Annotated in this window: 18 protein-coding genes; 6 read left to right on the plus strand and 12 right to left on the minus strand. The window is 65.6% G+C overall.

Going from position 1 to position 18,740, the window contains the following annotated elements; all coding sequences use genetic code 11:
- Window positions 1–27 precede the first annotated feature (27 nt).
- Window positions 28–477, minus strand: coding sequence for a CBS domain-containing protein (locus OIN59_RS13535; RefSeq protein ID WP_274111094.1), 450 nt, complete (start codon window positions 475–477; stop codon window positions 28–30).
- 158 nt (window positions 478–635) lie between these two features.
- Here OIN59_RS13535 and OIN59_RS13540 point away from each other — a divergent pair, with 158 nt between their 5' ends.
- Both OIN59_RS13540 and OIN59_RS13545 read left to right on the plus strand, forming a co-directional pair.
- Window positions 636–1,946: an O-acetylhomoserine aminocarboxypropyltransferase gene (locus OIN59_RS13540; protein ID WP_274111096.1), complete on the plus strand. Its 1,311-nt coding sequence runs from the start codon at window positions 636–638 to the stop codon at window positions 1,944–1,946.
- Between the two features lie 2 nt (window positions 1,947–1,948).
- Entirely contained in the window at window positions 1,949–2,767 is an 819-nt protein-coding gene (locus tag OIN59_RS13545) for an alpha/beta fold hydrolase (protein WP_274111098.1), read from the plus strand.
- A gap of 43 nt (window positions 2,768–2,810) precedes the next feature.
- Here OIN59_RS13545 and OIN59_RS13550 read toward each other — a convergent pair whose 3' ends face one another.
- Both OIN59_RS13550 and OIN59_RS13555 read right to left on the minus strand, forming a co-directional pair.
- Window positions 2,811–4,073 (minus strand): DUF418 domain-containing protein, encoded by a 1,263-nt coding sequence (locus OIN59_RS13550; protein ID WP_274111100.1) that lies wholly within the window; start codon window positions 4,071–4,073, stop codon window positions 2,811–2,813.
- The gene (locus tag OIN59_RS13555) at window positions 4,070–4,678 is read right to left on the minus strand and encodes a TetR/AcrR family transcriptional regulator (RefSeq protein ID WP_274111102.1); all 609 of its coding nucleotides are present in this window, start codon (window positions 4,676–4,678) and stop codon (window positions 4,070–4,072) included. Before OIN59_RS13555 ends, OIN59_RS13550 begins: the two co-directional genes overlap by 4 nt.
- Window positions 4,679–4,873: 195 nt before the next feature.
- Here OIN59_RS13555 and OIN59_RS13560 point away from each other — a divergent pair, with 195 nt between their 5' ends.
- On the plus strand, window positions 4,874–5,215 hold the full coding sequence (locus OIN59_RS13560) for a DUF962 domain-containing protein (protein ID WP_274111104.1): 342 nt from the start codon (window positions 4,874–4,876) through the stop codon (window positions 5,213–5,215).
- A 150-nt stretch (window positions 5,216–5,365) separates the two neighbouring features.
- On the opposite strand, the gene OIN59_RS13565 is transcribed toward OIN59_RS13560, so the two are convergent.
- On the minus strand, window positions 5,366–6,616 hold the full coding sequence (locus OIN59_RS13565) for a YihY family inner membrane protein (protein WP_274111106.1): 1,251 nt from the start codon (window positions 6,614–6,616) through the stop codon (window positions 5,366–5,368).
- Between the two features lie 21 nt (window positions 6,617–6,637).
- Between OIN59_RS13565 and OIN59_RS13570 the strand changes: the two genes are divergently transcribed.
- From OIN59_RS13570 to OIN59_RS13580, 3 genes are all read left to right on the plus strand, one after another.
- Window positions 6,638–7,084 (plus strand): DUF2069 domain-containing protein, encoded by a 447-nt coding sequence (locus OIN59_RS13570; protein ID WP_274111108.1) that lies wholly within the window; start codon window positions 6,638–6,640, stop codon window positions 7,082–7,084.
- A gap of 60 nt (window positions 7,085–7,144) precedes the next feature.
- On the plus strand, window positions 7,145–8,560 hold the full coding sequence (locus tag OIN59_RS13575; RefSeq protein WP_274111110.1) for an FAD-binding oxidoreductase: 1,416 nt from the start codon (window positions 7,145–7,147) through the stop codon (window positions 8,558–8,560).
- Between the two features lie 161 nt (window positions 8,561–8,721).
- Window positions 8,722–10,059: a sensor domain-containing diguanylate cyclase gene (locus tag OIN59_RS13580; RefSeq protein WP_274111112.1), complete on the plus strand. Its 1,338-nt coding sequence runs from the start codon at window positions 8,722–8,724 to the stop codon at window positions 10,057–10,059.
- Between the two features lie 24 nt (window positions 10,060–10,083).
- Here the strand turns inward: OIN59_RS13580 and OIN59_RS13585 are convergent, their stop codons facing one another.
- From OIN59_RS13585 to OIN59_RS13620, 8 genes are all read right to left on the minus strand, one after another.
- Window positions 10,084–11,115: a PfkB family carbohydrate kinase gene (locus OIN59_RS13585; protein ID WP_274111114.1), complete on the minus strand. Its 1,032-nt coding sequence runs from the start codon at window positions 11,113–11,115 to the stop codon at window positions 10,084–10,086.
- 28 nt (window positions 11,116–11,143) lie between these two features.
- Window positions 11,144–12,628, minus strand: a complete 1,485-nt coding sequence (gene xylB / locus OIN59_RS13590) for a xylulokinase (protein WP_274111116.1) — start codon at window positions 12,626–12,628, stop codon at window positions 11,144–11,146.
- Window positions 12,629–12,752: 124 nt separating this feature from the next.
- Complete coding sequence (locus OIN59_RS13595; protein WP_056743668.1) at window positions 12,753–13,688, minus strand: AraC family transcriptional regulator; 936 nt, start codon at window positions 13,686–13,688, stop codon at window positions 12,753–12,755.
- Window positions 13,689–13,717: 29 nt separating this feature from the next.
- Entirely contained in the window at window positions 13,718–15,121 is a 1,404-nt protein-coding gene (dalD, locus tag OIN59_RS13600; RefSeq protein ID WP_274111117.1) for a D-arabinitol 4-dehydrogenase, read from the minus strand.
- A gap of 19 nt (window positions 15,122–15,140) precedes the next feature.
- Window positions 15,141–15,887, minus strand: coding sequence for an SDR family oxidoreductase (locus OIN59_RS13605; RefSeq protein ID WP_274111119.1), 747 nt, complete (start codon window positions 15,885–15,887; stop codon window positions 15,141–15,143).
- A 5-nt stretch (window positions 15,888–15,892) separates the two neighbouring features.
- Window positions 15,893–16,936: an ABC transporter ATP-binding protein gene (locus OIN59_RS13610; RefSeq protein WP_274111121.1), complete on the minus strand. Its 1,044-nt coding sequence runs from the start codon at window positions 16,934–16,936 to the stop codon at window positions 15,893–15,895.
- Window positions 16,937–16,985: 49 nt separating this feature from the next.
- Window positions 16,986–17,831 (minus strand): carbohydrate ABC transporter permease, encoded by an 846-nt coding sequence (locus OIN59_RS13615; RefSeq protein WP_274111123.1) that lies wholly within the window; start codon window positions 17,829–17,831, stop codon window positions 16,986–16,988.
- Between the two features lie 15 nt (window positions 17,832–17,846).
- Complete coding sequence (locus tag OIN59_RS13620; protein ID WP_146872307.1) at window positions 17,847–18,710, minus strand: carbohydrate ABC transporter permease; 864 nt, start codon at window positions 18,708–18,710, stop codon at window positions 17,847–17,849.
- Between the last annotated feature and the right edge of the window lie 30 nt (window positions 18,711–18,740).

Below are 18,740 nucleotides of genomic sequence, written 5' to 3' on the forward strand. Positions count from 1 at the left end.
CGTGCGTCTCAGGCCCTGCTCACGACATCAGGTACGGGGCTCTTCTTCAGGCCAGTCGCGGATGTAGGCCTTGAGCATTTTGTTCTCGAAGTTCTGGCTGTCCACCACGGCCTTGGCCACGTCATAGAAGCTGATCACGCCCATCAGCATCCGACGGTCCATCACGGGCATGTAGCGTGCATGGCGGTCCAGCATCATGCGGCGCACTTCGTCCATGTCGGTTTCCAGCGTGCAGGTCAGGGGCGCGTCGTCCATCGCCGTGCGCACCAGCATCGTGCCCACGCTGCCGCCGTTTTTGACCAGGGCCTGGATCACTTCGCGGAAGGTGAGCATGCCCACCAAATCGCCATGCGCCATCACCACCAGCGAGCCAATGTCGCGCTCGGCCATCAGGCTCACAGCACCCGCCAACGGCTCATCCGGCGATGCGGTGTAGAGGGTGTTGCCTTTGACGCGAAGGATGTCGCTGACTTTCATGGTGCGGAGTCTCCGGGGGATCGGGAAGAATCGGAAAGAGTATGTGTGGGCCCGCAGACACCAGCACATCCGCTGGGGTTGCCCAGGTGCTGCAGGCCGTTTGTCAGCAAATATAGCCCACAATGCCCGCCTGCATTGACAACATGGGAGACACACAGATGCCCGGTTACTCCGACCCCGGCTTTGACACGCTGGCCCTGCACGCAGGCGCCAGCCCCGACCCCGCCACCGGCGCGCGTGCCGTGCCCATCCACCTGACCACCTCGTTCGTCTTCGAATCGAGCGACCATGCGGCTTCGCTGTTCAACCTGGAGCGCGGCGGCCATGTCTACAGCCGCATTAGCAACCCGACCAACGCAGTGCTGGAGCAGCGTGTAGCCGCCCTCGAAGGCGGCGTGGGCGCCATCGCCACCGCCAGCGGCCAGGCCGCGCTGCACCTGGCGATTGCCACACTGATGGGCGCGGGCAGCCACATCGTGGCCAGCACGGCGCTGTATGGCGGATCGCAGAACCTGCTGCACTACACGCTGTCGCGCTTTGGCATCGAGACCACCTTCGTCAAGCCGGGTGACATCGACGGCTGGCGCGCCGCTGTGCGCCCCAACACCAAGCTCTTCTTTGGCGAAACCGTGGGCAACCCCGGCCTGGATGTGCTGGACATCCCCACCGTGTCGTCCATTGCGCACGAAGCGGGCGTGCCACTGCTGGTGGACTCCACCCTCACCTCGCCCTGGCTTATCAAACCGTTTGAACATGGCGCGGACCTGGTCTACCACTCGGCCACCAAGTTCCTCTCGGGCCACGGCACCGTGGTGGGTGGCATCGTGGTGGATGGCGGCAGCTTTGACTGGGACGGCGCGAAATCCGTCGGCAAGTTTGCCGAGCTGACGCAGCCCTATGACGGCTTTCACAACATGGTGTTCACCGAAGAGAGCACCGTGGGCGCCTTCTTGCTACGCGCCCGCCGCGAGGGCCTGCGCGACTTTGGCGCCTGCATGAGCCCGCACACAGCCTGGCTCATCTTGCAAGGCATCGAAACGCTGCCGCTGCGCATGGCGCAGCACATGCGCAATACCGAGAAGGTGGTCGAATTTCTGGCCGCGCAGCCCTTTGTGTCGCGCGTGGGCCACCCCATGCTCGCATCCCACCCCAGCCACGCCCTCGCTCAAAAGCTGCTGCCGCGTGGCGCGGGCTCGGTGTTCAGCTTTGACCTCAAGGGCAACCGCGAGCAGGGCAAGAAGTTCATCGAAACCCTCAAGGTCTTCAGCCACCTGGCCAATGTGGGCGACTGCCGCAGCTTGGTGATCCACCCGGCCAGCACCACGCACTTCCGGATGAGTGACGACGCGCTGGCGGGCGCAGGCATCAGCCAGGGCACGATCCGCCTGTCCATCGGCCTCGAAGACGCCGACGACCTCATCGACGACCTGAAACGCGCGCTGAAAGCCGCCGAGAAAGCCGGGGCCTGACCATGCACATCCAAGTCAACGGCGCCACCATCTACTGCTACACCGGCGGCAAGGCGTTTGATGCCGCCAAGCCCACGGTGGTGTTCATCCACGGTGTGCTCAACGACCACAGCGTGTGGGCCCTGCAAAGCCGCTACATGGCCAACCACGGCTGGAACGTGCTGGCCATCGACCTGCCCGGCCACTGCCGCAGTGGCGGCGATGCCCCCGCCACGGTGGAGCAAGGCGCGGACTTCATCGGCGCGCTGCTCGATGCCGCGGGCGTGCAGCGTGCGGCGCTGGTGGGCCACAGCTGGGGCTCGCTCATCGCCATGGAAGCTGCCGCACGGCTCCAGGACCGCATCAGCCATCTGGTGCTGGTGGGAACGGCGTTCCCGATGAAGGTGTCGCCCGCACTCATCGAGGCCTCGCAGACCGCCCCGGAGAAGGCGATGCGCATGGTCAATGTGTTCTCGCGCAGCACGTTGTCAGCGCCCCCTTCTGCTTTAGGGCCTGGCACCTGGGTGTTTGGCGCGGGCATGGCGCTGGGGCGCAAGGTGCTGCGCAGCAACACGGCGGTCAACGTGTTCCACCGAGGTTTTGTGGCGTGCGACAGCTATGCCGGTGGCGAAGCGGCCATGGCGCAACTCACCTGCCCGGTGCTGTTTGCGCTGGGCGCGCAGGACCAGATGACCCCCCCGAAGGCCGCGCAAGGCCTGATCAACGCGGCCCGTGCTGCAGGCCAATCGGTCTCGATCGCCAGCCTGCCCGTGGGCCACCACCAGATGACCGAGGCGCCGGAAGAAACGCTGTTCGCGCTGCGCGACTTTCTGGCCCGCTGATCCTCGCGGGTCTGTTGAATCCGCTGACCTGCCAAGCCGCAGGTCAGCGTACGCCGCGCCGCCACGCAGGCCACTGCCAAAGCGTGAAGGCGCGCAGCAGCCACTCCACCGGGCCATAGGCGTGTGTGGCCATCCAGCGGCGGCTCCACGCCAACTGGGCCCCGTAGAGCATGCACACGCCCAGCGCCACCAGCCAGGGCGCCACCCGGCCCACCAGCGCCAGTCCATAGGCAGTGAAAACCAGCGCCCCCACCAACGACTGCAGCAGGTAGTTGGACAGCGCCATGCGCCCCGCAGGCTCCAGCGCCGCGCCCAGGGGTTGGCCTACGTGACGGTGCTGAAGTAACCACAGCAGCACCGCCACGTAGCCCAAGGTGAGAAACGGCGCCGTGGCCAGGTCCACCGCCAGCGCGGCCAGCACCACGTGCTCGGGCTGCTGCACGCTACCGGTGCCCACCTGTGCCGTGGCATAGAACAAAGCCCCCGCCCCTCCCACAGGCAGGCACCACGCCATCCACCGCCGCAGGCGCGCGGGCTGCTGCGCCATTCGGGCCAGATAACCCGAGCGATGGGCTGCGAGCCCCAGCAGGAACATGGCCAGTGCACAGGGCCCCTGCACAAACACCAGCACAAACCAGACGCCTTCGGCCATGTCGCGCCCGCGCTGGGCGATGGCATCCAGGGCGCTCGCGCGGTAGGCCTGTGCAGCCTGCTGCGCCTTGGCATGCAGCTCGGCCACCGGCACCTCCAGGGGCGGCACATGCGCTACCAGCCAGGCCAGCAGGCCCCAGCCCCAGGCCACCATGCCCAGCAGCACCAGGGCCAGCACCGTGGCAGCCACGGGTTTCAGCCCGCGCCAGGCCAGCAGCAGCAAGCCCAGCAGTGCGTAGGTGACCAGGATGTCGCCCGCAAACAGCAGCCAGGCATGCGCAAGCCCCAGCAGCAAGAGCCCCAGCAGGCGGCGCAGAAAACGCGGCACAAAGGCGCTGCCGGAGCGCTGCGCCGAATCCATCTGCAGCGCAAAGCTGTAGCCAAACAGCAGCGAGAACAGCAGGTAGAACTTGGTTTCAAACACCAGGCTCACCAGCAAGCGCACGGCATGGTCCACGGGGCGGGAGAAGGCCGGGTCTGCCACGCTCACGCCAAAGTAGGTGGATGCAAAACTGCCCGCGTTGACCATGAGGATGCCCAGCAGCGCAAAACCGCGCAGCGCGTCGATGGCGCGCTCGCGCCCGGCACTGGCCGCTGCAGGCTGAACGGGGTCGGGGGGGCGGAGTGGTTCGATGGAGTGCACGGCCTGGGTCATGCCCCCCCTCCTGCCGGCACCACCACTGCGGCCAGAGCCCCCAGCACCAGCGTGTGATAAGCCTGCGCATCGAAATGCTCTTCCACCATGGCCCGGCCAAAGGCACCGTCCAGCAGCAGCAGGATCCAGTCGGCGGCCTGCGCGGGCGGCATGGCCAGGCGGGCCTGGCCGCGCTCCACGGCGGTTGCCAGCAGGTGCACCAGCTGGGCCTTGCGGCCAGCCTCGCTCTGGGCCACGCTGGCAAACACCTCGGGGTTGCGCACGGCTTCGGCCAGCACCTCCAGGCCGATGCGCGTGTACACCGGGTCGGCCAGCAGGGCCAGGCTTTCTTCCACGATGGCGATCAAGGCATCGTAGAGGTTGCGGGCACCCGCCGCAGCGGCGAAACGCGCGGCCGTCTCGCACTGGTCCTCTTCCACGATGGCCGCGATGATGGCCTCTTTGGTGGGGAAGTAGTGGAACAGGTTGCCAGGGCTCATGCCCGCCTCGGCGCAGATCTCGGCGGTGCGGGTGGCATGAAAGCCCTTGCGCATGAAGCAGGCCACGGCCGCCTCCAGGATCTGCTGGCGCCGCGCCTGATGGCGCTCGGGGTCCACGGTACGCATGTCAAAAACCTTGCGCAGTTATTAATAGATCAACCAGTCGATTTATTAAAACACTGCACCCGCGCCCCTGTCAAATCCGCTACCCCATTGCTGCGGGCTTGGGCGTATAAAGCGCCAGGAGCCGCCTCGTTCCATTGCTCGCAGCGAGCATGCGGGATGTTGGCAGGCTCCTGAACTACAACAGAGGAGACAACGATGGACATCAGCGCGCCAACCAGCACCACGCCCACCGACCCGCGCAGCTTCAAGAGCTTTGCCGATTTCTACCCGTTCTATCTGAGCGAGCACAGCAACCGCACCTGCCGCCGCCTGCATTTCGTGGGCTCGACACTCGCCCTGGTCTGCCTGGGCATGATGGTGGCCACCGGCAAGCCCCAGTACCTGCTGTACGGCCTCCTCTGCGGCTACGGTTTTGCCTGGGTGGGGCACTTTGGTTTCGAGAAGAACAAGCCCGCCAGCTTCAAGCGCCCGCTTTACAGCTTCATGGGCGACTGGGTGATGTACAAGGACATCTGGACAGGGAAAGTCCCGCTGTGACTACACGACAAGTCAAATTAGCCGGTAGCGCTTGATTTACAAGCGCAAGCAGCTATATTTTGTATAGCAAATCCACTCACTGCCACACCTACTGCCAGAACCACAGGCACCACCACGGGCACGGGCGGCCGACTGGCTCACACGAACGGCTCAGCCCGGCTGCAATACGTCGGCCATGCGCAAGGTTTCCAGCCGCGCGTTGGCCCACAGCGGCCCGAGGCTCTCCACACGCTGCAGCAGCAGGCGCTGAACCAGGGGCGCGAGCAGGGTGCTCGCGGGGTCGGCCAGCAACACGTAGCGCGACTCGGGCACATCGGCAGCGCTCACGGCGGCCTCACTCACCTGCCCTACCCAATCCAGCGCGGTCAGGGCCTCCAGCACGGGCTCCAGTTGCAGTCCATCCACCCGCAGCAACTGGGCCAGCTGGCTGGAGCGCAAGCCTTTTATGGGCTGCTGGCGCGCACGTTGCAGCGCCTGCAGCACCTCCACCGCCAGTTGAAACGTCCAGCCCGCCACCGTGCCACGCCGGGCCACACCCGCCAGCAGGCTGGGCAAGTAGGCGGTGACCACGGCGCCCAGCAGCACGATGACCCAGGCCACATAGATCCACACCAACAAAATGGGCAGCGTGGCAAACGCGCCGTACACCACCGAATAGGTGGGCACCTTGCCCAGGTACACCGCCAGCACCTTCTTGGCCAGCTCGATGCACACCGCTACAAAGAAGCCCCCCGTCCAGGCATGCCGCCACTTCACCGGCGTATTGGGCACATAGTGGTACAGCGCAGCCATGCCCCCCGCCAGCACCACAAACTGGATGGAATCGAACAGCAACTGCACGCCATCGGGCAGGCGCTTGACCAGCCCGCCCGAGGCCGACATCACATACGACGTGAGCGCCAGGCTGGCCCCCATCAGCAGCGGGCCGAGCGTGATAGCGGCCCAGTAGATCAGCACCCGCTGACCCAGGGGCCGCAGGCGCTGCACGCGCCAGATGTCGTTGAGGGTACGGTCGATGGTGAGGATCAGCGCCAGCGCCGTGGCCAGCAAGATGCTGAACCCCGCCACCCCCAGACTGCTGGCCTTGGCCGCAAACTGCGTGAGGTAGCCCAGCACCTGGCGCGAGATACTGTCGGGCACCAGGCTGCTGACCAGCCAGCCCTGCAGCGCGTCCTGCAACTTGCCGAAGATGGGGAACGCGGTGAACACCGCCAGCGCCACGGTGAAGAAGGGCACCAGCGCCAGGATGGTGGTGAAAGTCAGGCTGCTGGCCGTGAGGCCCAGGTGGTCCTCACGAAAGCGCTCGCGCAGCGTCTGGGCCGTGGTCTTCCACGGGAAGTGCGACAGCTCGGTCATCAGCGCCTCTGCGCGCGACGCTACTGTCTGTAAGGAGAAGGGCATGGCCGATATGATGCCACCCCAATGACTGACTCCCCCGCAGCCCCCTCCTCCCCCGCCGCCCATCCCATGCCCTCCGACCACGGTGTGGCAGCCACCCGCTGGGTGGCTACCGGCAGTCTGCTGGCCCTGATTGTTCTGTGCTTGGCGTGGGAGCTGGCGCTAGCCCCCATGCGGCCTGGCGGCTCGTGGCTGGCGCTCAAGGCGCTGCCGCTGTGCATACCGCTGGCAGGCATCCTCAAGAACCGCATGTACACCTACCGCTGGGTCAGCCTGGTGATCTGGCTGTACTTCATCGAAGGCGTGGTGCGCGGCTGGGGCGACAAGCCGCCGTCACAATGGCTGGCCTGGGGCGAAGTGGCCTTGTGCCTGGTGCTGTTCACCGCCTGCACGCTGCATGTGCGCGTGCGCCAGCGCAATGCCAATGCAGCAGCCACCGCAGAGGCCGACGCTGCGACGCCAAGCCCCTGATGCTCACAACGCAGCGCCCTACCCGCCCCCATTCAACGCACTGACCACACCGTTTTGCCCATGACCACTTTGCTTGACACCCTGCGCGCCATCGTTGGCCCCACCCACGTACTCACCGAAGGCGACCTGACTGCCTGGGAGCAGGACTGGCGCCGCCGCGTGCGCGGCAAGGCCCTGGCAGTGGTGCGCCCCGCCAACACGCAGGAAGTGGCCGCCGTGGTCAAGGCCTGTGCGGCAGCGGGCACTGCCATCGTGCCCCAGGGTGGTAACACGGGCCTGGCCGTGGGCTCCACGCCCGATGGCAGCGGCACGCAGATCGTGCTGAGCCTCACGCGCATGAATGCGGTGCGCAGCGTGGACACCGACAACCTGACCATGACCGTGGAAGCGGGCTGCATCCTGCAGAACCTGCAGGACGTGGCCGAGAAGGCTGGAGTGCTGTTCCCCCTGAGCCTCGCGGCCGAGGGCAGCTGCACCATCGGCGGCAACCTGGGCACCAACGCGGGCGGCACGCAGGTGGTGCGCTATGGCAACGCGCGCGACCTGTGCCTGGGCCTCGAAGTGGTCACAGCCCAGGGCGAGGTATGGGACGGCCTCAAGGGCCTGCGCAAGGACAACACCGGCTACGACCTGCGCGACCTGTTCATCGGCAGCGAAGGCACGCTGGGCATCATCACCGCAGCGACCATGAAGCTCTACCCCGAGCCCGCCGCACGCCTCACCGCCTGGGCCGCCGTGCCATCCATGGAACACGCCGTGGCGCTGCTGGGCCTGGCGCACAAGCAGCTGGGCGCGGGCCTCACGGGCTTTGAGGTGATGGGCCAGTTTGCGCTGAGCCTGGTGGGCAAACACATGCCGCAGCTGCGCGTGCCCTTCCTCGGAGACGAAAACGCGCCGTGGTGCGTACTGCTCGAAAACTCCGACAGCGAATCCGAAGAACATGCGCGCGCACGGTTTGAATCGCTGCTGGAGACGGCTTTTGAAATGGGCTGCGTGACTGACGCCGTGGTGGCCGAGAACCTCACGCAGGCGCACCAGCTGTGGCACATCCGCGAGAGCATTCCGCTCGCGCAGGCCGAAGAGGGCCTGAACATCAAGCACGACATCTCCGTGCAGATCTCGCGCATCCCCGCCTTCGTGGCGCACACCGACGCGGTGCTGCAGCGCGAGATCCCCGGCGTGCGCCTGGTCAACTTCGGCCACCTGGGCGATGGCAACCTGCATTACAACGTGCAGGCGCCCGCTGAAGGCGATGCCAAGGCATTCCTGCGCGAACATGAGCAACATGTGCACCACCTGGTGTACGAAGCCGTGGCCGAGTTTGGCGGCTCGTTCTCGGCCGAGCATGGCATTGGCGAACTCAAGGCCGACAAGCTCGCCAAGTACCAGTCGCCCGTGGCCCTGTCGATGATGCGCGCCATCAAGCAGGCGCTGGACCCGCAGGGCATCATGAACCCGGGGCGGGTGCTGCAGTAGTCCAGTAGATTTGCGCGAGCCCTCACGGGCTTCACGGTGGCCACGAGCAGTGACACACCGGCGGCGAAAGCAGCCCTCGGGTAGTCCCCTTGGCCACGCAGTGCCGACTGGCGTAGCATGTAGCAAGACGTAACCGCTCAAGCTCCCACAGCTGCCCCGCTATGCATGCCTTGCCTTTGCCGATCTATGAAACAGTGTTTCGTGAGCTACCCGACGCGGTTTTTCTGATTGATCCCGAGACCTCCAACATCCTGGACTGCAACGATGCAGCGCTGACGCAGGTGGGGCTTGCACGCCACGAGATCGTGCAGCATTCAGTGCTGAGTCTGCAGCGTGATGTGGTCGGTGTTGAACAATGGAGCAGTATTGCCCAGGTGATTCGCGAGTCCAAGGGGTACTACTTCGTAGGGCAACACCGGCACAAGAGCGGGGCTGAAGTCCCTGTGGAGGTGCACACCAGCTGTTTCATGCGCGAGGGGCGAGAGCTGTTTCTCTCCATCGCTCGCGACATCACCCAGCGTGTTGCCAGCGAGCGCGATCTGGCCAATCGCGAAGCCCTTTTGAGTTATGCGCTCACAGAAGCGTCTGACGGGCTGTGGGACTGGAATCTGGCGACCAATGAAGTTTTTTTCAGCCCGCAACTCAAGCGTATGCTGGGATATGGGCCGCAGGAAATGCCCCCGCAGCTGCAGACGTGGGAGAGCAACATCCACCCTGACGACGCGCCCTGGGTACAACTTGTCTTGCGAGAACATGTGGAGGGCCTGCGCGAACGCTATGACGCGGAGTACCGCCTGCGCAACCGCAACGGTCACTACCTCTGGGTGCACGACCGCGGACGGGTCTGTGAGCGCGACGCTGATCGCAAGCCGTCACGGTTGGTTGGCATGGTGGAGAACATCACTGACCGAAAAAATGCCGAGCTGGCGCTGCAGGAGCTTGCTGCGCACGACATGCTCACGGGGTTGCTGAACCGACGCGAATGCGAGCGTGTACTCCGCCAGCAAATCGACCTGTGTCGTCGGCTCGAGATATGCCTGGGGCTGTGTATTTTTGATCTGGATCGGTTCAAGAGCGTGAACGATCGCTTTGGGCATGCGGTGGGCGACAAAGTGCTGCACGGTGTAGCGCAGCTGGCGAAAAGTCAGATCCGCTCGACCGACTACCTTTTTCGCTGGGGTGGAGAAGAGTTCTTGATGCTCTGCCCCGGCATAGGCCTGCACGATCTGGTGATACTTGCAGACCAGATTCGCCACAAGATCGAGCAATTGTCTTGGCCCGAGCTCGAACATGAGGGCCCCATCACCTGCAGCTTTGGTGTAGCAGTGTGCCCCGACCACGGCCACACGGCGGATGCGCTTTTCATGTCCGCAGACTCAGCCATGTACCGAGCGAAAGCCAACGGGCGCAACCGCGTTGAGTGCGGAGCACCCGTGAAGCCGCCATCGCAGGTGCCCTACCCGAGGTCAGAGGTACCCGGCAGACCCATGATCTACTGACGCAACAGCAGACCCACCAACGAGTCACTGCGTATGCTGGGCAGGATGTGCGCAGGCCCAATCGGCGGCAGTCTGCCAAACGGGAGGCACGCAACCCTGCTCCATCACACACAAGCTTGCACTGGCCAGCGCGTGGCGCAACGCCTGCTGGCCAGCGTCGGCGGACAGTGTGCTAACAAACTGCACGAAGCTGCCCACGTTCGCTGAACACGCCTGCCGCAGCAGGTGCGCCAGCAGGCCCGCCAGAAAGCTGTCACCCGCGCCCACGGTGTCCACCACCTGCAGCGGCTGGGCCTCTTTGGCAAAACACTGTGCGCCGCTGCGGCGCAGCAGCCATGCGCCTTCCGCCCCCAGCGTGAGCGCCAGCAGATGGGCCTGTGGGTTGGCGGCCAGCAGGTGCTGTGCGCGGGCCAGGGCATCCACACCAGGCACGGCCAGATGCTCCAGGTCTTCGTCGCTGGCCTTGATGATGTGGGCGTGGGCCAGCGCGGCGTGCACCGTGGTGCGGTAGGCCGCCAGGTCGGGCATGACGGAGGGGCGCAGATTGGCATCGACCACCACACAGCGGCCTGCGGCGCGCTGGGCGGCCAGCCACGGCAGGTAGATGGCAGTGTCACGCGCGTCGAGCGCCAGCGCGCCGGTGCACACCAACTGCAGCGCGGGCAAGGCGGCGCAGCTATCGCCCAGACCTGCGGCAGACACGGCACGGTCGGCCACGCCTTCGCGGTAGAAGGCGTAGTCGGGGTGGCCATGTGCGTCGAGGTTGACCACGGCCAGTGACGTGACCTGCTGCACGGGCTCGGGCTGTGCCAGCACCACGCCATCGTCCATCAATTGGGCCGCCAGCTCGCGGCCAAAACGGTCGCGCGACAACGGGTTGAGGTACTGGGTGCCCACGCCTTGCCGGGCCAGCGCACGGCACAGGTTGTAGAGCGCGCCGCCCAGGCACGGCAGGTAGCTGCCATCGGGGCGGCGGATCAGGTCGATGAGGGCCTCGCCAGCAATGGCGGCGTGGATGGGCGCTGTGCCGTTGGAAATCGTGGATGCGGAAGTCATGGACGTTTGGAAGGAAGCAGACAGTGCGTCAGAACTGCGATTGCAGCGCGGGGTACAGCGCGACAAAGCGGGCATAGCGTTCGGCCAGCTGGGCTTGTTGTGCGGGCTGTGGCATGAAGGTGGCGTCAGCGGGCAGGGGCTGGCACCAGTGGGCTTCGTCACCACCGCAGGCCATGGCGGCGAGGCGCGCGGCACCTAGGGCTGCGGCAGCGTGTGCGCCCTGCGGGCGCTGCAGTGGGGTGCCCAGCGCGCTGGCCAGCAGCTGCGCCCAAGGGCTGCTGCGTGCGCCACCCCCGACGAGCGCCAGGGGCGCATCACTCCGACCTGTGTCACTACCCTTCCCCGGCCCTGCGGCGCGCATGGCGTTGAGACCATCGAGCAGGCCAAAGCCCACGCCTTCCATCACGGCATAGGCCAGGTCCGCCGCTTCGTGCTCGGCCCGCAGGCCCATGAACACGCCGGTGGCAGCCGCGTTGTTGTGCGGTGTGCGCTCGCCACTCAGGTACGGCAAAAACAGCGGCGCCTGCGCCTGGCGGGTGGTGTTGAGGACGCTGACGGCGTCAGACAGTTGCGCCTCGTCGCCACGCCCCGTGAGCCGGGTGACCCAGCCAAACGCACTCGCTGCACTGAGCATGACGGACATGTGGTGCCAGCGCTGCGGCAGCGCATGGGCAAAGGCATGCACGGCGCGCTCGGTGGCAGGCGCAAAAGCGTCCGTCACGCGAAAGACCACACCCGAGGTGCCCAGCGACACAAAGCCCTGCCCCGCAGTGCGGGCGCCCACGCCCACGGCACTGGCGGCGTTGTCGCCCGCGCCAGCAGCCACGACGATGCTGTCACCGAGCCCCCAGCGGCGTGCCACATCGCTGCGCAGTGTGCCGGTGGGCGCACTGCCCTCGGCCAGCGTCGGCATGTGCGAAACATCGAGCCCACAGGCTTGCAACATGGCCGGGCTCCAGGCGCGGGCCTGCACGGCCAGCCACAGCGTGCCCGATGCGTCGGACATGTCGCTCACTGCATCGCCCGTGAGTTGCAGGCGCAGCCAGTCCTTGGGCAGCAGCACGGTGCGGATCTGGTCGAACACGGCGGGCTCGTGCGTGCGCAGCCACAGCAGCTTGGGCGCGGTGAAGCCGGGCATGGCGAGATTGCCGGTGATCTGGCGCGAGCTGGGCACAGCCGACTCCAGCTGCGCACATTCGGCGCTGGCGCGGCCGTCGTTCCACAAGATGGCCGGGCGCAGCACCTGGCCCTGCGCGTCCAGTACCACCGCGCCATGCATGTGGCCCGAGAGGCCGATGCCCCGCACCTGCGCCCACGCTGCGGGAGCCTGCGCGCGCAACTGCGCCACGGAGGTCTCCACAGCAGTCCACCAGTCGGCGGGGTGCTGTTCGCTCCTGGTGGGCTGGGGGCGCAGCTGAGGCACGGCGGCATCTGCCGTAGCGACCACAGTGCGCGCATCGTCCAGCAGCAGGAGCTTGACACCCGAGGTGCCTAAATCGATTCCGAGGTACATGGGTGATGGACAGACGTCAGTGATTCACAGTGAAAACCATGGCCCGGCCTTTGTCTTTGGCGGGCTGCGTGAAGGGGTCACGCAACAAGTGCCTCCCCTCTCAGGGTGCAGATCCGGCCAGGGATCAGGAAGTCTTTCCAAACCTTCCCGCGCCCTGCTTGCGGTACTCGCTGGGCGTCATGCCCTTGATGTCCAGAAAGCGGCGGTTGAAGTTGGCCATGTTGTTGAAGCCCACGTCATACGCAATGTGGGTGATGTAGCGCTCGGTCTCCATCAGCAGCTGGCACGCGCGGTTCACGCGCACCAGGTTCACAAAGTCGGTAAAGGTGTTGCCCGTGGCACGGCGGAAGAAGCGCGAAAAGCGGCTTTCCGTCATGCCCAGTTCCTGCGCCAGGTCGGCGGCCGACAGCGGATCCGCCAGGTGGTCGGTGATGCGACTCACGATGGCGTTGATCTGGTCGAGCTGTGTGTCGTTGTCCTCGCTTTGCAGCTGCGTGCTCGACAGCAGGCGAAAGTCGGTGCAGCGCGCCAGGTCGCTCATGAACTCACAGAAAGCGCCGAACCGGGCGAGCCCCTGGCGCGCCTTGATGCGGTGCCAATGCTCTTGCGCCTGCGCTTCCATGCCAAAGAACTCCACACCGTGGCGCGCGCGCTCCAGCAGAGGCAGCACCTCGCGCAGCTCGGGGATGGTCTCGCTGCTGGCCACCAGCGGCGCGTGCGAGAACTGGATCACCAGGTCGCGCAGCGGCACGCCGCCTTCGGGCAGATCCATACTGATCCAGTTGTGCGGCAGGCGCGGCCCGGTCAGCACCAGGTGGCCGGGCTGGAACTGACCGATCCAGTCCCCCACAAAGACCTTGCCCGAGGTGGCCGTGATCAGGTGCAGCTCGTACTCGTCGTGGTAATGCCAGCGCGCCAGCGGCGTGGGAAACCCGTGCGACAAACAACGGATGAAGCCCGCCGTCTCGGGCGACTCGTAGCCCAGAGCGGGCGAGCGCACATAGTCGTGCTCCAGCTCGGGCTTGGTCTGGCGCGGGGCGATGGGCATCTTCACGGTCATGGCGGTAGTGGGCTCAAATTACACCAGCATCAGGCGCCTGTCCGCTCCGCCACAAAAGCCAGCACGCGGGCATAGGCTTTGCGCAACGCGTCTACGAGTCGGGGGTGGCCGGCCATCTCGCCCCACAAGGTCGTGTCGGCCGCAAAGGCCGCCACGGGGTCAGCGGCATCGCAGATGGCATGGGCCACGGCGGGATCCATGGCTTGATCCTGGTAGCTGTAGGGGATCTGCCCCGCATGCCAGCGCTGCAGGTAGGCCAGGAACAGCGCGGGCAGCATGGCCACGCTGTCGAACGACGCGTTGCGCGCGAGCTTGTCGCGGATAGTGGGCGCAATCATGCCGGGGATCTTGGAGAACGCATCCATGGCCACGCGCTGGTTGGTGTCGGCAATGGCGGGGTTGCCGAAGCGGTCCAGCACCACGTCGCGGTACTGCTCCAGGTTGATGGGGCATGGTTGCTCGGGCGTGTGGAGCACCGGGATCGCGTCGTCGGTGACGTAGTCGTAGGCCATCTGGCGGATGGCCGCGTCGTGTGTGCCTTCGTGGATGTACTGGTAGCCCGCCAGCGTGCCCGCCCAGGCAATGCAGCTGTGGGTGGCGTTGAGCAGGCGGATCTTGGCCTCTTCGTGCGCCTGCACCGACTGCACCATCTCCACGCCCACCTTCTCCCAGTCGGGCCGGCCGGCAATGAAGTCGTCTTCGACGACCCACTGGATAAAGCTTTCACCCATGAGTGCTGCCTTGTCGTCCCAACCCGTTGCAGCCTTCACGCGCTCGGCCACATCGGGCGTGGGGCGCGGCGTGATGCGGTCGACCATGGCGTTGGGGCTGGTGGTGTTCTGCTCCACCCACTCTTTCAGTGGCGCATCGCCCAGCGCCTCGATGAACTGCAGCAGCCCGCCGCGCGAGCGGTCGCCGTTGTGGCGCAGGTTGTCGCAGTTCATCAGCGTCACGGCGCCCGCATCGGCTGCCCTGCGCGCGCGCAGGATGCTGACCAGGGCGCCGTAGATCGTGTGGCCTGCCTGGCCGGCCTTCACAGCCGCGAGGTCGGCCCGCAGGTCAGCGTAGGTGGGCCAGTCCAGCTGGTTCTGGGCATCGAGGTAGTAGCCCGCTTCGGTCACCGTGAAGCTGATGATGCGCGTGGCAGGGTCGGCACCCATGGCGATCAGCGGGGCCAGGTCGTCCTGGTAGGGGATCACGCGCTGTATGGATTCGATGACGGTGTAGCTGCGCTCGCCCTGGGGCGTGACGGTCTCGAGCGTGTAGCGGCCACCCTGCGCCTGCAGGGCCGCGATGGTATCGGCCATGTCAGGGCGCAGGTTGCCGCCTGCGATGGCCCAGCCCGTGTCACCGTGCTGGCGCAGCTGGTGAACGTAGACGGCCTGGTGGGCTCGGTGGAAGGAGCCCAGGCCCAGATGCAGGATGAAATTCATGGTGCGTGAAGACAGGTATCTAGAGATCAAAATTCGTGGGCATCATCACGACGTCGCGGATGGTCATGCCGCGCGGGCGGGTGAGCATGAAGAGCACCACGTCGGCCACTTCGGACGCCTCGATGAGGCTGCCGCTGGCCTTGGCCTCGGCGAGCTTTTCCGAGGGCCAGTCGGCGAGCAGCGAGGTGATGACCGGCCCGGGCGAGATGGAGCCCACGCGGATGCCGTGCTTGAACACCTGGCGCCGCACGGTCTGCACGAAGCAGTTGACGGCCCACTTGGACGATGCGTAGACCGGCTCCCATGGCGTGGGGAAATGCGCAGCCAGCGAGCTGGTGACGATGATGTCGCCCGTGCCGCGTTCGATCATGTGGGGCAGCACGTTGTGCACGTTCTTCATCACCACGTTGACGTTCAGGTTCAGCATGCGGTCGATGGCGTCGGGGTCGGCATCCACCAGGTCGCCGCCCACATACAGCCCGGCGTTGGCGTGGAAGATGTCGAGCTGCCCCGCGAGCGCCAGCGTGCGCTGCAGCAGGCTGGCGCATTGCCTGGCATCGAGCAGGTCCAGCACCAGCGGCAATGCGCCGGGGCCGATGGCTGCACACGCCTTGGTCAGCGCGGCCTCGTCACGGTCTATCAGCACCACACGCGCGCCAGCGTGGGCCATGGCTTGGGCACTGGCAAAGCCGATGCCCGATGCAGCGCCGGTAACGGCCGCCACCTTGCCTTGAAGTTCTTGTCCGGGGGGCATGGAAGCAGTCATGGCGGTCATGCGGTCTGGCGGGCCACCACGCGGCCGTTCGGGTCGAACCAATGGGCTTGCGAGGCATCGATGTCCAGGCAAACCGCATCGCCCGCACGCAGGCTTGTGCGGTCGTTCTGGCGCGCCACAAACTGCGCCCCGCTGGGCGTTCTCACGTAGATCAGTGTCTCGGCGCCCAGTGCTTCCACGAGGTCCACCTGGCCCGGCACCGGCGTCGCGCCGGTGTTGCGTACCGTGATGTTCTCGGGGCGCAGGCCGATGGCACCGCCCTCAGCCCCGGCGGGTGCCTGCTGTTGTACAGGCGATGGCAGCTGCGGCAGGGGCACCACATTCATCTGCGGCGTGCCGATGAACTGGGCCACGAACTGGTTGGCGGGTCGGTCGTACAGCTCCAGCGGCGTACCCACCTGCTCGATGACGCCGTCGCGCAGCACCACCACGCGGTCGGCCAGCGTCATGGCCTCGACCTGGTCGTGCGTCACGTAGATGGTGGTGGCGCCCAGGTCGCGGTGCAGCTTGGCGATCTCCACACGGGTCTGGCCGCGCAGCGCCGCGTCGAGGTTGGACAGCGGCTCGTCAAACAGGAACACCTTGGGCGCGCGCACGATGGCGCGGCCAATGGCCACGCGCTGGCGCTGCCCGCCCGACAGCTCCTTGGGCGTGCGCTGCAGGTACTGCGTGAGGTTGAGGATGCGCGCGGCGTTCTGCACCTTCTCGTCGATCACCTGCTTGTCCACCTTGGCGAGCTTGAGCGCGAAGCTCATGTTCTCGTACACGCTCATGTGCGGGTACAGCGCATAGCTCTGGAACACCATCGCCAGGTCGCGCTTGCTGGATGGCTGGTCGGTGATGTCGCGGCCGTCCAGCATCAGGGTGCCACCGTCGATGTTTTCGAGCCCCGCGATCAGCCGCAGCAGCGTGGACTTGCCACAGCCCGAGGGGCCGACGAAGACGATGAACTCGCCTTGCTGGATGGTGAGATCGATGCCTTTGATGGCGCGGTGTTCACCAAAGAATTTCTCGATGCCGCGCAGTTGAAGGTAGGCCATGGAATCGGGTTCCTGAAAACTTGATTGCGTTGGATAGGAAAGCTGCGCGTTACTTCACGGCGCCAAACGTCAGGCCCTGCACCAGCTGCTTCTGGCTGAACCAGCCGAACACCACGATGGGCGCAATGGCCATCAGCGAAGCCGCAGACAACTTGGCCCAGAACAGGCCCTCAGGGCTGGAGTACGACGCGATCAGCGTAGCCAGCGTGCCGGCCTTGGCGGCGCTGAGGTTCAGGCTCCAGAAGGCCTCGTTCCATGACAGCACCAGGCACAAGAGGCCGGTGGACGCGAGGCCGCCCATGCCCAGCGGCAGCAGCACCAGGCGCACCTCCTGCCACAGCGTGGCGCCGTCCATGCGCGCGGCTTCCAGAATCTCGCGCGGGATATCCTTGAAGTGCGAGTACAGCATCCACACCATGATGGGCAGGTTGGACAGCGCGAACACGATGATGAGCACCAACTGCGTATCGAGCAGGTGGCTCTTTTGCGCCAGCACGTAGATGGGCACCAACGCGCCCACGGCGGGCATCATCTTGGTCGAGAGCATCCACATGAGGATGTCCTTGGTGTACTTGCCCTTGAAGAAGGCCATGGCGTAGGCCGCAGGCGCTGCCAGCATGAGCCCCACCAGGGTAGAGACCACGCTGGTGATGACCGAATTCTTGGCGTACAGCAGGTAGTCGCTGCGCTCCTGCACCTCGTGAAAATTTTCGAGCGTGGGGACAAAGAACAGCTGCGGCGGCACGGCGATGGCCTGCAACTCGGTCTTGAACGCCGTGAGGAACAGCCAACCCAGCGGGAAAAACAGCAGCAGAGCCACGCCCCAAGCAGCGGCGGTGCGCAGGGCCAGCAGGCCCAGCGGGAAGTTGGAGCGGCGTCGTTTAGTCGTTGTCATGAGCGTTGCCCCGTCTTACTTGTCAAGGTTCTTGCCGACCATGCGGATCAGAAACACCGCCGCGATATTGGCCAGCAACACTGCGAACAGCGCACCTGCCGAGGCCACGCCCGCGTCGAAGTTGAGCAGCGCCTGCTTGAAGATCAGGAAGGTGACGTTGGTGCTCGCATCGCCCGGCCCGCCACCCGTGGTGGTGTAGATCTCTGCAAAGATGCTGAGCAAAAAGATGAGTTCGATCATCACAACCACCGCCACCGAGCGCGCCAGGTGCGGCACATACAGGTAGCGCAGCTGCTGCAGGTAGTTGGCGCCGTCCATGCGCGATGCTTCGAGCTGCTCGTGGTTCATGCTCTGCAATGCGGTCATGAAGATCAGCGTGGCAAACGGCAGCCACTGCCATGACACCATGACGATCACCGAGAACAGCGGGTGGTCCGTGAGCCAGTCCACCGGGGCCGCGCCGAAGAACATCCACACCTGGGCGAGCACGCCGTAGATGGGATTCATCATCATGTTCTTCCACATCAGCGCATTCACCGTGGGCATGACGAAGAACGGCGAAATCAGCAGCACCCGCACAATGCCTCGGCCCGCAAACGGCTCGTTAATGAGCAGCGCAATCGCAATGCCGAACACCACCGTGATGAGGATCACGCTGCCCAGAAGCAGGATGGTGTTAACCACCGCCGTGCCAAACGACGGGTCGGTGACGAAATACTCAAAGTTCTCCAGCCCGGCAAAGCCCGTCTGGTCCGGCTGCATGAGGTTGTAGCGGATGAGCGAGAAGTAGATCGTCATCACCAGCGGCACGATCATCCACAGGAAGAGCGTGGCCATGGCAGGCGTGAGCAGCAGGCGGGGGAGCAGGCGGCGGTTCATGGAAGCCTCAGAAAATAGTCCAGCAAAAAT

It is taken from the genome of Acidovorax benzenivorans (assembly GCF_028680575.1).
Taxonomy (GTDB): Bacteria; Pseudomonadota; Gammaproteobacteria; order Burkholderiales; family Burkholderiaceae_C; genus Acidovorax; species Acidovorax benzenivorans.